This window comes from Wolbachia endosymbiont of Drosophila incompta (assembly GCF_001758565.1).
Taxonomy (GTDB): Bacteria; Pseudomonadota; Alphaproteobacteria; order Rickettsiales; family Anaplasmataceae; genus Wolbachia; species Wolbachia pipientis.
In genome coordinates this window covers 901531-914575 of the sequence record NZ_CP011148.1, presented here as the reverse complement: position 1 = coordinate 914575, position 13045 = coordinate 901531, and the positions used below count along the sequence as shown (strand labels likewise).

11 protein-coding genes and 4 pseudogenes are annotated in these 13045 nt (G+C 34.8%); 12 read left to right on the top strand and 3 right to left on the bottom strand.

Annotated features, from left to right (window positions below):
• The coding region (locus WG67_RS04095) for an aspartate-semialdehyde dehydrogenase (RefSeq protein ID WP_179945716.1) at window positions 1-1005 on the top strand (1005 nt) is incomplete at its 5' end.
• A gap of 812 nt (window positions 1006-1817) precedes the next feature.
• Here WG67_RS04095 and WG67_RS04090 read toward each other — a convergent pair.
• Window positions 1818-2318 (bottom strand): Smr/MutS family protein, encoded by a 501-nt coding sequence (locus WG67_RS04090; protein WP_010082340.1) that lies wholly within the window; start codon window positions 2316-2318, stop codon window positions 1818-1820.
• A 92-nt stretch (window positions 2319-2410) separates the two neighbouring features.
• Here WG67_RS04090 and rlmB point away from each other — a divergent pair, with 92 nt between their 5' ends.
• The 4 genes from rlmB to WG67_RS04070 all read left to right on the top strand — a co-directional run bounded on the left by rlmB (window position 2411) and on the right by WG67_RS04070 (window position 5662).
• On the top strand, window positions 2411-3175 hold the full coding sequence (rlmB, locus tag WG67_RS04085; protein ID WP_038199241.1) for a 23S rRNA (guanosine(2251)-2'-O)-methyltransferase RlmB: 765 nt from the start codon (window positions 2411-2413) through the stop codon (window positions 3173-3175).
• A gap of 79 nt (window positions 3176-3254) precedes the next feature.
• Complete coding sequence (locus WG67_RS04080; protein ID WP_010962942.1) at window positions 3255-3977, top strand: Bax inhibitor-1/YccA family protein; 723 nt, start codon at window positions 3255-3257, stop codon at window positions 3975-3977.
• Window positions 3978-4514 (top strand): cytochrome c oxidase assembly protein, encoded by a 537-nt coding sequence (locus WG67_RS04075; protein WP_070356947.1) that lies wholly within the window; start codon window positions 3978-3980, stop codon window positions 4512-4514. It begins immediately after the preceding gene.
• 170 nt (window positions 4515-4684) lie between these two features.
• The gene (locus tag WG67_RS04070; protein ID WP_070356946.1) at window positions 4685-5662 is read left to right on the top strand and encodes a quinone oxidoreductase family protein; all 978 of its coding nucleotides are present in this window, start codon (window positions 4685-4687) and stop codon (window positions 5660-5662) included.
• A gap of 349 nt (window positions 5663-6011) precedes the next feature.
• On the opposite strand, the pseudogene WG67_RS08625 reads toward WG67_RS04070, so the two are convergent.
• A pseudogene (locus WG67_RS08625) lies at window positions 6012-6855 on the bottom strand (IS5 family transposase).
• Here WG67_RS08625 and WG67_RS07330 point away from each other — a divergent pair.
• Together WG67_RS07330 and WG67_RS06365 are read left to right on the top strand one after the other, a co-directional pair.
• Window positions 6751-7140: a hypothetical protein gene (locus tag WG67_RS07330; RefSeq protein WP_179943772.1), complete on the top strand. Its 390-nt coding sequence runs from the start codon at window positions 6751-6753 to the stop codon at window positions 7138-7140. The pseudogene WG67_RS08625 and the gene WG67_RS07330 overlap by 105 nt on opposite strands.
• Before the next feature lie 25 nt (window positions 7141-7165).
• Window positions 7166-8142 (top strand): annotated as a pseudogene (locus tag WG67_RS06365) (IS4 family transposase); the annotation flags it as partial.
• Between the two features lie 193 nt (window positions 8143-8335).
• Here WG67_RS06365 and WG67_RS04050 read toward each other — a convergent pair.
• A pseudogene (locus tag WG67_RS04050) lies at window positions 8336-9267 on the bottom strand (IS110 family RNA-guided transposase).
• A 216-nt stretch (window positions 9268-9483) separates the two neighbouring features.
• On the opposite strand from WG67_RS04050, the pseudogene WG67_RS06780 reads away from it, so the two are divergent.
• From WG67_RS06780 to WG67_RS04030, 5 genes and pseudogenes are all read left to right on the top strand, one after another.
• Window positions 9484-9891: pseudogene (locus WG67_RS06780) on the top strand (IS4 family transposase); the annotation flags it as partial.
• Between the two features lie 157 nt (window positions 9892-10048).
• A complete protein-coding gene (locus WG67_RS07325) occupies window positions 10049-10411 on the top strand; it encodes a hypothetical protein (protein ID WP_245683359.1) in 363 nt (120 codons plus the stop codon).
• Between the two features lie 93 nt (window positions 10412-10504).
• Entirely contained in the window at window positions 10505-11662 is a 1158-nt protein-coding gene (locus WG67_RS04040; protein WP_458694912.1) for a hypothetical protein, read from the top strand.
• A 177-nt stretch (window positions 11663-11839) separates the two neighbouring features.
• Window positions 11840-12187 carry an IS630 transposase-related protein gene (locus WG67_RS04035; protein ID WP_022626382.1) on the top strand — a complete coding sequence of 116 codons (348 nt, stop codon included), beginning with the start codon at window positions 11840-11842 and terminating at the stop codon, window positions 12185-12187.
• A 167-nt stretch (window positions 12188-12354) separates the two neighbouring features.
• Complete coding sequence (locus tag WG67_RS04030) at window positions 12355-12690, top strand: transposase (RefSeq protein ID WP_049973597.1); 336 nt, start codon at window positions 12355-12357, stop codon at window positions 12688-12690.
• The last annotated feature ends 355 nt before the right edge of the window (window positions 12691-13045 follow it).

Below are 13045 nucleotides of genomic sequence, written 5' to 3'. Positions count from 1 at the left end.
CCCGGAAGAGTAGGGCGTGAGGTATTAAGCACGCTTGCTGAATTTCAAGATGAGGCGATAGATTGCGTTATTGCACTTGCATCGAAAAAATCAGAAGGGAAGAAGGTGAGCTTTGGTGACAAAGAGTTAACAGTTTTATGCCTTGAGGATTATGACTTCGTTGGAACTAATGTAGCCATTTTCTGTGCTGGATCTCATGTTTCTGAAGAGTATGTACCAATTGCAACACAGGCTGGATGCATCGTGATAGATAACAGTTCCCATTTTAGAATGAAAGAGGGTGTGCCACTCATTATTCCAGAGATTAATAAAGAAAAAATTATGGAATATAAAAACCACAACATAATATCCAATCCAAACTGTACTACAATACAGATGCTGCTAGTACTACATCTATTACACCAAAAAGCAAAAATAAAGAGAATCGTTGCTTCAACTTATCAATCAACTTCTGGTGCAGGCAAAGCAGCAATGGATGAGCTCTATGACCAGACAAAAAAAATCTTTATGAACGAAGCTAAAAAACCCAAGATATTCTCTAAGCAAATAGCATTCAATTGCATTCCCCATGTAGGAGAATTCATGGAAAATGGCTCTACAGAAGAGGAATGGAAAATGCAAGAGGAGACAAAAAAAATTTTAGAGGAAGATATAAAAGTTACTGCAACTTGTGTAAGGGTACCCGTCTTTATCGGTCACGCTATGGCAGTAAATGTGGAATTTGATCAACATATCACTGAAGAACAAGCTCGTGAAGTGCTAAGTGAAGCCGAAGATAGTGGAGTTTTAGTGTACAACAGGCGTGAAGATAGTGAATACATAACTCAAATTGATGTTGTACAGGAGAATGCTGTATATGTATCGCGTATTAGAAGAGACAATACTGTTGAGCACGGATTAAATATGTGGATAGTGGCTGACAACCTGCGCAAAGGCGCAGCATTAAATATAGTGCAGATTCTTGAGATTTTGATAAGAGAGCATTTGTCAATCAAGTGCATATAGAGCGCACGTACGTTGTAATTCGAAGGAAATTGTATATCACATGGCAGCGCGTGACGCTGGAATGGCTTTGTTGCATCGCTACTTATGAAAGGCTAACTATAATTAGGATTATAAGCAACTTATTGAAAATCTTGTTTTTTTTGCAATCAATCTGATCAAATTTAAGAATAGTAACTTGTTATTTATATTAATAAATTTAATTCTATTGAAAATAGCTAAAGCATTGAAATTCTTGAATTTTAGCCGGATTAGTGAGTGGTAGTGAAATTTCTTTTACTCAAATTTAGGTATTCACTGACCGTTCTTGTTATAAATACCAGAATAATAAGCTACTGATATTCTCCACCTTTTTTATCTTTAAGACAGAATAGCTAGCGATGCAACAAAGCCGGCTGGATTCCAGTGTCAAGCACTGGAATGACACCATTTGCTGTGCAGTTTACCTTCAAAAATGAATGTTCGTACAGCTATGGAATAAATCGCGGTATGACGGTTCGCAGCGGTATAGTAACTCGTCACCCCGCTATTTGTTAGCGGCTGAGATACCGCGGCGGTATGACGTAGAAGCTATACTTTTATACTCACCAACTCAGTATCCAATCTGGATCCAAGTAATCAAGCTATTCGGATGACACCCTCATAAAGTGAAATGAGATCCCGCTAACACGTAGCGGGATGACGAGAAAAGAGGTACTGGGAGACATCCTTCCTGGTAGACCCAAATCACAATGTTCGCACAGTTGTGCGTCACGCGCTGCCGAACACTGTATGGTTATACAAGAAAAATTAAGGCTTAAAAGGAATTTTAAGTATCAGGACTCAAGGTTTTTATTCCTTCTTAATAAAACATAAAAAGCCCCTTTACCACCATGTTTTTTCGTAGCTTGTTGGTAGTATAGAACCATATGCTGGATTTTAGTGTCATTTAACCATTTATTTAAGTTACTCTTTATAGTATCTGTTTTGTTTGTTGCACTGCCGTATCCCGTAATTACCAATAAACATCTATTTCCTGCTCGATAATTTTTGATAATAAAATCTATCAATTTACAGTAAGCATCCTCTATATTATAGCCATGCAAATCGAGCTTATCGCTTATAAAATATTTACCCCTATCAACTTTTGATTTTGTGTTTTGGTCAAGACAAAATGATGAGTTACTATTATTGGTATTAAGAAAATTCCCTTGTAAGTCGGAGGTACCTTTATCAACCATAGACTTTATATTTACTTTATGATCAACTTTCAAAGTAACTTTTCCACATTTTATTGGCTTAACATTTTTTTGCCAATCCAACTCATCGTCCGACATAAACGCATTAATCGAATTGTATAATTTTACAACAATATTCAAACATAGTAAAATGTTGCTTATTCTATAAAAACCCGATTTTCAATAATACGATGAAATCGTCAAAAACTAATGAGAATTTTTGGCTGTATGGAAAGCACACCTGCATGTCAGCACTGAAGAATAAAAATAGGCGGTGTATAGAACTGTTAGTAACAGAAAATTTCTATAGAGAACACGAAAAAGAAATTAAGCAATATGCAAATAGTAAGGGCATTAAAGTTCGATTAGTAGAAAACAAAATACTTAATGACGTTTTACCCAAAGGTGCTAACCATCAAGGAATTGCTTTAAATGTTGCCCCTATTCTTTATAACTTAAGCATCGAAGAAGTAGCTGAAAGCTCAAACGACAGTTCTACTATAGTCATTTTAGATCAAGTCACTGACACGCACAATATTGGATCAATTTTAAGAACTTCAGCTTGTTTTAATGTCGACGCATTGGTTTTACCACATAACCATTCACCGAGTGAAAATGCATCTATTGCAAAAGCAGCAAGTGGGGCTTTAGATATTGTTCCGCTAATATACGTTACAAATATAGTAAAAACTATGCAGTATTTAAAAAAGGTCGGCTACTGGTGTTACGGGTTTGATTGCAATGCTAAAGAAAATATAGATGAAATAAAGAGTTTTGAGAAAAAAAGAGTAATTATTTTTGGTTCTGAAGAGAAAGGAATGCGGAGGTTAGTTAAAGAAAATTGTGATTATCTTTTAAAAATCCCAATGTCAAATGCAATTAACAGTTTAAATGTTTCAAACGCAGCAGCAATAGGCCTATATTCTATTTATATTAAAACAAATGCCAGCGCATAGCTGTTTATAATAAAAACACTTGATAAAAATATGGTTTTATATTATAATGTGTTAAGTAATGGATAAAAGGAGTTATATTATGTCTTATATGAGAAATGAACAGGATATTCGCTCTCAAGGCGTTTATTATAGTGCTGGGCTTAGAAGTTACCTAACTAAAGTATATAATTACATGGCTTTAGCTTTGGGCGTCACAGGGCTTGTTGCATTTTTAACAGTATTTTCTGGTCTTTTTCAAGTAATTTATTCTAATCCCGTTCTATCGCTTGTGGTAATGTTATCTCCGGTTGCATTGGTGTTCTACATGTCTTATAGAATTCAACACCTAAGTGCTCAGTCTGCCGTTACTATATTTTTCTCGTTCTCAGTGTTAATGGGGCTTTCCTTATCTTATGTTTTTATAGTTTATACTGCAGAAAATATAGCAAGGGCGTTTTTCATTACATCAATCATGTTTGGCTCTATGGCTTTATATGGCAATACTACAAAAAGAGATCTTACAAGTATGGGCTCTTTCTTGATTATGGGAGTTTGGGGGTTAATCATTGCGTCTATAGTAAATTTATTTCTTGGAAGTAGTCCTCTCCACTTTGCAATATCGTTCATATCAGTAATAGTCTTTACCTTAATGACTGCGTATGATGCTCAAAGAATCAAGGACGTTTATTATAAACATAATGACGGATCAGAAGTTGCTACTACTAAATTGGCAATACTCGGTGCAACTAATCTTTATTTTGACTTTATTAATATATTTCTCAATCTACTCAGGTTACTTAACTTGTTCAACAATAGGGATTAGATGTTTTCCTTTTTAAGGAAAGGCAGTAAGAATTCTATAGTTTTCTTTTTAGTATCTTTAGTTGTGTTGATGATATGTCTTGCATATGCATCGGTACCTCTATATAGCATTTTCTGTAAAGCTACTGGGTATGGTGGCACAATAAGAAAAGTAACTAACACAACAACAAATATAACTAACCAAAAGATCAGGGTCCATTTCAATGCTGATATAATGTCCGATCTACCTTGGGAGTTTAAATCAGAAACTAACTACGTTGACGTAAACATAGGAGAACAAAGTTTAGCGTTTTATTACGCAAAAAATCTATCTGATCAGCCTTCATTTGGTATGGCGGTGTATAATGTTACGCCTTTCAAAGCAGGTAAGTATTTCAATAAAGTTGCATGCTTTTGTTTTGAAGAGCAAATGTTGCTACCAAAACAAAAAGCAGCTATGCCCGTATCTTTCTATATAGATCCTGAGATAATGCTTGATAGTAATACAAAAGATTTGGGCGAAATAACACTATCATACACGTTCTTTAAGCTTAAGTAACAGAATGTTTGCAAACCGTGTCATTTCAGTAATCAATAGGGTGTCATCCAAGTAGCTGACACTGGAATGACAGGAGGTAACGCAAGAAGTCTATTGATTGTGAAAACAATAACTTTGCAAAATATTAATTGTTAGATAACATAATCAAAGTTTTTATCTTAATATTCATCATGGTTAGAGCTATACAAATTAAAAAAACTGGGGGACCAGAAGTATTAGAATTTGTAGATAAGAGTATAGGTGAGCCAAAAGGCGAGGAAGTTTTAGTACGTCACACAACTATCGGCTTAAATCGTTATGATTTAGAGCACAGAAGAGGTACGCGCAAAATTAAAAATTTACCATCAGTGCTTGGGGTAGAAGCAGTGGGAGTTATTGAAAAGCTTGGTAAAAAAATCAGTGATGGATTGAAGGTTGGAGACAGAGTTGGATATTGCACAGCTCCTCCAGGGGCATATTGTGAAAAGCGCATTATACACCAGAAATATCTGATAAAAATTCCAGATGACATATCTGATGAAGTTGCTGCTGCAGTGCTGTTTAAAGGTATGACAGCTCACTATTTAGTTAATCAATCTTATAAAGTTAGGCCTGGTGCTTTCGTGCTAGTTCATGGGGCTAATGGTGGTTTAGGACAAATAATATGCCAATGGGCAAAGGATAAAAAAGGTGTAGTGATAGGTTCTGTAAGCTCTGATGAAAAAATGAAGATAGCTTTACAAGGTGGCTGCACATACGCAATAAACTACAATGATAAAGACTTCGTTTCTAAAGTTATGGAGATTACGCAAAACAGAGGAGTAGGTGCAGTGTATGACCCTATAGGTTACGCTACAAGCAAGCTTTCTTTTGAATCTTTAGGCAGGTTCGGCATATACGTTTCCTATGGGCAGATATCAGGTAACGCTCCTATTAGTTTTTCTTTACTTAGTTCACGTTCGTTATTTGCAACTGGAACCTCAATATACCATTATAAGCATGATAGATTCACATTAGTGCTTACCACAATGGAAATCTTCGAGATGATAAGAAAAAAACTTTTAACTGTACGGATCAATAAAAAATATAAATTTGATGAAATAATTCAAGCACATCGTGATATGGAAAATAGAAAAGCGAGTGGGTTAAATATTATCAAAATCTCTTAAATAAATTAGTAATTTAAACTAACCATTCATTAAGTCATATCAACTAGAACTTCACATATTTAATTCTCCTTTTGGGGGAATTAAAAGCATATAGCTAAACTGACTTAGATTTACCGACAACCGTCATCCCGCTACGTGTTAGCGGAATCTATACCGCGAATAGACTTCTTGCATAACCCAAATTAAGTAGAAAAAGGTATCATCCGAGTAACTGACACTGGTTCCTTTATGACGGTAGTAGCCCCCCTTCTCCTGTCATTCCAGTGCTCCCTTTCTTGTCATCCAAGTAGCTGACACTGGGATGGCTTTGTTGCATCGCTCTTCGGATAGTAGGTAACGCACAATAAATTTATGAAGCTATCTCAAATTTAGCCATACCAATATCAGTGAATTTATTAAGCAAATAGCATTTAGTTCTTTTTCTCGATTTATCNNNGATTTATTCCTAAAACTAAACCCGAATGTTTGTTTCAGTTGCGAGAAAAAACTTTCTATATAAGATCTTTTTCCATAACTCATCTCTTTTTTCCACTTCTTTATACCATCTTCATCATATGACTTTATGAGCTTGACTGCAGAATTTCTCTCAGCCATATAGTCTAACTTTGGATGCTCTGCTGCGTTGTTTTTCGGAGGAATTTTCGTTTTTATACCATATTGATTACACAGCTTATAGAGCTTTTCTCTGTCATATGCCCTATCTGCATATAGTACTTTTATGACATACTGAAAATCGACTTCTTTTAGCAAATCACAAGCTCCATAGTGATCAGCCGTTACTGTATTTTACAGCTATGGCTTTTTTGTTGTTTATATTCAACATTACGTGCAATTTTCTCGTTTGCTCATAGCCACGATATTTTCTGTCAGTGCTATTTTCCTTGCTGTGTGTTGTTGTATATACTAATTCCTGTACTGTCTATAGCAATTTCGATATCTTCCATATTATTTTCTGCAATCATTTATCTTAATATTAAGTTTCTTTTGATGCTTGTGAATAGCTGCAAATCTCTTCCTATTTGTTGCAAATACCCTTTTATAAACCCGACTGTTTGTCTTAAACCAATTCTAAAGAAACTGACGATTATATGCACCAAAATCACAACTTTATCACTATAAATATAGTTGCCGCCCTGCATTTTTGGACAATTCTCGTACCAATTTTCTATGGCGTCATTGATATAACAAAAAATGCTTCCTCTTTCTTGGAGAAATTTGTTATATTCATGGCAGTTACTGACTCTCATTTTTTGTGGCATATTTTTTCTTCAACAGTTAAATGGCTATTTATAATGAATTTTGTCAGTAACTGCCAGTTCTTTTCGCTTGAGCGATGCAACAAAGCCCACTGGGATCCAGTTTCACCTTGTGATGGTGTCATGAAAGTAGCTGACACTGGTTTCCATCCAAGACGGTGTCATTCCTTACTATTACCCACAAATATAAATGGACTAAAAAGTAAAATATTACAATATTAAAGTTTGCAAATATTGAGGGTGTAAAATGGCAAGTAAAAGTAGTGAATGGGCTAAAAATGAATTTGGAGATAAAAGGTTAACTGAGCGATTAGTAAAGATTGCTGATATGTTTGACAAAATTACCTGAAAGAGGGAATATTATAGAATTTTACTTGTTTCCGGACAACCTCTAACGTTTTTTTCAAAATGAGAATGTAAAAGAAAGTGATATTTTAGCTACACATATTAATAAGACGGTTGAGAGAACAAAAGCTCACAAGAGGGTTCTTGTCATTCAAGATACCAGTTACATTGTATATAATAACCATAAAAAAACAAGCGGATTAGCAAATTTGTCCAGTTATGATACTGCAAAAGGTATTATAATGCATACAGCTCTTGCCGTTAGTATAGAAGGTTTGGTACTAGGGATACTAGATCAAAAAGTTTATTCAAGACCTGAAGAAACTGAGAACCTTAAAAAAAAGAGCGATCGCATTGAAGATAAAGAAAGCGTAAAGTGGTTGGAAACTTTAAGAAAAACAAATAATATTATTGATCCAACTCAAACTGAGACTATAACTGTATGCGATAGAGAAGCAGATATATATGACTTTTTTGAGCTTGCACATAATCTTAATTCGGCAGTGCTAGTTAGAGCATGCAGAGATAGAGCAGTAAATAGAAAATCTCGATATCCTGAAAAAGGTGAGCAGAAGTTATGGGCATTTATTAAATCCTCTCATTGTGCAGGTACGGTAGAAGTTGAAGTTCCTGTAAAAGATAATAAGCCAAAAAGAACAGCACGTTTGGAAGTTAGATTTGGAAAGTTTATGATGAATCCATCTAAGAATAATATTAGGCATAAGACGGAAGAACTACCTAAATTACCACTTTATGCAGTTTATGTTGTTGAGAAAACTCCCCTTCCCTTAAAAAAAACCGCTAGAATGGATGCTATTAACGAATCTTTCAGTTAATACTTTCGATGAAGCTGTTGAAAAAATTAGTTGGTATCAACTATGTTTTTTAAAAATTTTTTTATTTGTGTAATTTTGCAAATTATATGGGCAATAAAAACCCGTTTGTCATAGAAATAGAATTTTATATCAAACAGCTACCACAGCAATTTCTGCTTAAGCTAATGAATATGTGCTTTAAGTCTGTGTGGACGCACATATTCATTAGCCAATTTCAGTTACCGTTGTGAAGATTTTTAAGTATGCAAATTAATTGCTTCTTTAAGTCTTGTATTAGCAATTACTATAATTTTACGCATTAGGGCTGTTATAGCCACCATCTTCTTCTTACCACTTTCAACAAGCTTAGAATAAAAGGCGCCAAGTATAGATTTTGACCTTGTAGCAGCCATAGCGGCTGTAAAGAGCTTTGAACGAACGTTACTTCTACCACCTGTAATCCTTCGGTAACCAACAGCTTTACCACTTTCTTTTGGATGCGGTGCAACTCCGGCAAGACTTGCTACTTCTTTTCTATTTAAGTAACCAAGCTCTGGCATTAAACACAAAAAATCTTGTGATAACTTTTCCAGGAACTGTTTTAAGAATTTTTTGGCGTTGTTGTAATTCGCGGCTTTCATCAATAATCTTTTGTATAGTATCATTGAGTTCGTTTATTTGACTATCGAAAAACTCAATGGTCTTTTGACAGCTTTCTTTTATATGATCATTTTCCGGTGCTTCAAGTCTGCATTTTTCTTGAGTTCTCATTTGCGTAATATCATCACGACGTTGACAAAGTGCAGCCAAAGTTGATTGTTCTGTAGAGGTAGGTACAAATAGAGAGATAGTTCTATGGCGTTCAAATCCATATTGAGCAAGAGCTCTTGCATCTAGACTTTGCTAAAGTTCCGTGAGATAAAATAAAGCTTTTTACTTTACGAGTATTAGCTCGATGCACGGCAATATTTTTGTCGGTAAGAAAATGTGATAAGCCAAGCTCATATTTCCCTGTATTTTCTAAAGTCACTAAAGCATTAGGTAGAATATCTGAAAACTCTTGAAATAATTGTTGCCAACCAGAAGCATTATTATCAAATTCGACAGCATTCTTCTGTTTGTGAATTGCAACGATATTTTTAAATTTTCCGATGTCAATGCCAATAAAATTTTGATAAGATGTAACCATAATAAACCTCGATAGTTTTAGTTAATTTAAGATTGTAAACGGGTGCATATATATGTCCCAAGCAACTATTCAAACGTATCGAGAGATAGGGCTAGCGTACCTTGATACCAACGGTTGTAATACCAATTTCCTTTCGGTCGCGCACGCCCGCTATTCCTAGTGAGCAGGGTTATCTTTCTCTCTTATCTCTTTTATATCACGTTTTTAACTTACAATTGCCTTAGATGGAAAATAGAGATATTACATAAAATTTTAAATCCGGTCTCAAAGTTGAAGAATGTAGGCTTGGAATAGCAGAAAGACTAATGAGATATCTAACAGTTATGAGTATTATTGCTTGGAGGATCTTCTTTATTACATCAATTGCAAGAGCTAACCCAACATTACCATGTACTACCTTATTAGCTGAAGAAGAATGGAAAGTTTTATACGTTAAAATACACAGAAAACCATGTCCAAGTGTAGTTCCCAACATAAAAGAAGCTGTTTCATGAACTTGGAGGCCATTTAGCAAGAAAAAATGACCCAAAACCAGGACCAATTACTCTTTGGAAAGGATATAAACGTCTCTTTGATTTAGCAGAAGGATGGCGACTTGCTCACGAACCTCATATTTGTGGGTAATAGTAAGTTGTTAGGGGGATCTGGAGATACTGCGGCGGTATGACGTAGGGAAATCTTACTTATTATAGCTATAGTTCTACATGAATTACAAAAGTAATATTTACTAGATCTTAATATTTTAGATCTATATTTTAATAAATAATGAGCTGTAATTAGTATGAATAATCCATTTAAAAGTGAGAACTATAAAAAAAATCTCGATTCTCTGATCAAAGCTGTAAAGCTAGGAAATGCAGAGAAACAATATAACAAAACGTTAAGGGATTTATCTCATGCATTAGAAGGTTTTACAGGTGAGGCAAAAGGTATAGCTGAGTTTGTTATATATACTGACTTGAACAATTATGTAGAACAGCCATTAGGTCTTTTTAAAACATTAATGAATAGAATTTTGGGAAAAAATTTTCCAACCAAGAACAGTAGTATAAGTAATTTTGTAAATGATGAGTTGTCAAGTTTCACTTTAGAAACAGCAGCTAAGTATACAAGAATTTTAAAAAAAATTGATCTCTTGGAATAATTAGAAAAAGATTTCAGAAAAAATAATATTTTAAAAGATTCTTTAAATTTAGAACAAAGTGAAAAGAGTCAAGGAAAAGATAGATCACACGAAGTGAGTTTGGAAGGTAGAAAGCAAAAGGAAGGTACTTTTGAGCTGCGAAAAGAAGAACAGCCGAAAGAAAAATTAGGTGGTAATCGCATGAGGCAAATAAAGCGACCAACAACAGCACCTCCGGCTGCTCCAGATTCGAGGAAGGTACGCTTTAAATCAGAAATATCCTCAGATGGAGAAAGCAAGGCAAAGTCTACATCTTCTTTACTAAAAGGAGCTAATAGTTTTAGTATGCCTGATGCTAAGGAAAATCCTTCTGAGGATTCAGGCTATGAAAGTTCATTAGATCAGGGGTCTGAATATGAAGACATATCAAATTATCAAGAGAAAAAGCAAAAGGAAAATCCTTTATATGAGCAGAGAGAAGATTCAGGCTATGGAAGTTCATTAAATGAAGAGTCTGTATACAAAGAGATATCAAATTATCAAGAGAAGAAGAGTAAAATTTTAATAGAAAATTCGCAGAGTTCAAAATCGCCCAAAGAAGAGCCAATTTATGCAACAGTTCCTAAAGAACATATAGAAGCAAAAAGAGAACGTAAGCAGAAACAACAACCTCAATCCCTCGTACCACCAAAACCACCGCAAGTGCCAAAAAAAATGTTTACTACTGGTCAAGAAGTTAGACAAGAATCGAAAGTGGTAATCAAAGATAAACCTGCAGTACCGCCAAAGCCTAAAAATCTAAGCCGTGCTAATCAAAAAGTAAGCACAGAGCCAAAAGTAGTAGGAGTAATTCTTAAAAAATCAGCTGAAAGAGTACCACTAAAATCTGAAAATCAAGACAATAGGAAATCAGCACAAAAAGCTGCTGGTAAGGTGATACCAAAAGTAGCAGCAGCTACTATGAAAGGAGGAGCTAATCGCGAGATGGGCAGTAAAGTAAAGGCATTAAAAGAAAAATTTGAGCAAAATCAAGCAAAAGGAAATGCTAATGTACAGCTTGCTGAAAGCAAAACCACTCCAGCAGCACAAGCGGATATCGGTGTGAAGAAAAAACAATCTCATTCATTTCTAACAGAGAATAAAAGATCTGCAACGAAACACGTAACAGCAAAATCTGATCCAAAATCTCATGTCAGCAAAAATTTCCTTCTCACGCATGCAAATGTAAAGGAAATGGTTGCACAAATTGAGAAAGGAAAAGGAGGAAGATAGTAACATTTGGGAAAAAAACATATGTGTCAAGTCAAGAGATTGTGAGCAAATTTAGGAAATTATAGCTAAACTGACTTAGATTTACCGACAATTTGAAAAACCGTCATTCCGCTAACTATAGTATTTTCAAAAGCGAATGATAAAGGTATAATATGTTTTTTTAAAGTAGGGAAAGCGATGGTATATAGTGTAGATTTAAGGGAAAAAGCAGTGTCTTTGGTAGAAAAAGGAAAGTCAAAGGTTGAAGTTGCAGAGGTTTTTGAGATAGGGATAGCAACACTATATAGATGGCTAAAAAAGAAAGCTACTGGCCAAGGTCTCAAAGCGGTAAAAAGTACTGGTTTTATTCGAAAAATAGATCCAGAAATACTCAAAGAATATGTCAAAAAACACCCAGATCACACACTAGCAGAAATGAAACAAAACCTTGGCTTTGGGATAAGTGCAATTTGGTATAGATTAAGACAGCTAAAAATAACCTTTAAAAAAAGTCACATTCTATCAAGAGCGCAATCAAGAAGATAGGCAGCAATTTATCGATAAAGTCTCAAAAATAGACCACTGTAGCATTTTATATATAGATGAAGCAGGAGTTGATAATAGACTATACCGAGAATATGCACGAGCTCCAAGAGGAGAAAAAATATATGCTGATGTTCCAGGAAAAAAGCGGGAAAGAGTGAGTATAATAGGTGGATGAGAAGTTTATTGCACCAATGACCTTCACAGGAGGGTGTAATAAAGATATATTTAATGTATGGTTAGAGCGAAGATTACTTCCACAATTACAGCGTGATACAACCATAGTTATGGATAATGCTACATTCCATAAAACTCCCAAAACAAAGTCATTAATAGAGTCTTTTGGCTGTCATTTGCTTTATCTTCCAACATATTCACCTGATCTAAATCCGATAGAGCATTGTTGGCACACCATCAAAAGTTGCCTCAGACCTCTAATGCATCAATGTACAGACTTACACCTTTTAGTTGGTAATACCATTTTAGACGTTTATCATTCGTTTTAGAAAATACTATAGTTGAAATAGCGCAGTTACTCACCCCATAAATTTGGTGCTCTCTTTCAATCAAAGGTGTCTTGCTGCTTGAAATGTTTTCTTTGTAAAAATTTGGCTTATCTTTATATCATCTCATTCAAACAGCATTAACATAACTTATGCCTTTTTTGGATGTAGAAATTTTCTAGGAATTGTCTTTTTGAATTCTATGGTATTTTGTTTAACATTGAAACAAGAGGCCAGTGTCACGCACTGGCATGACACCCATTTGTTCCTATAGTTGTCTTTTCTCGTCTACCTTATTTTGCCACTCTGCTGAACAGATACATAAAGAAAGTGGAAAATTGGACATTCTCAACTCGGC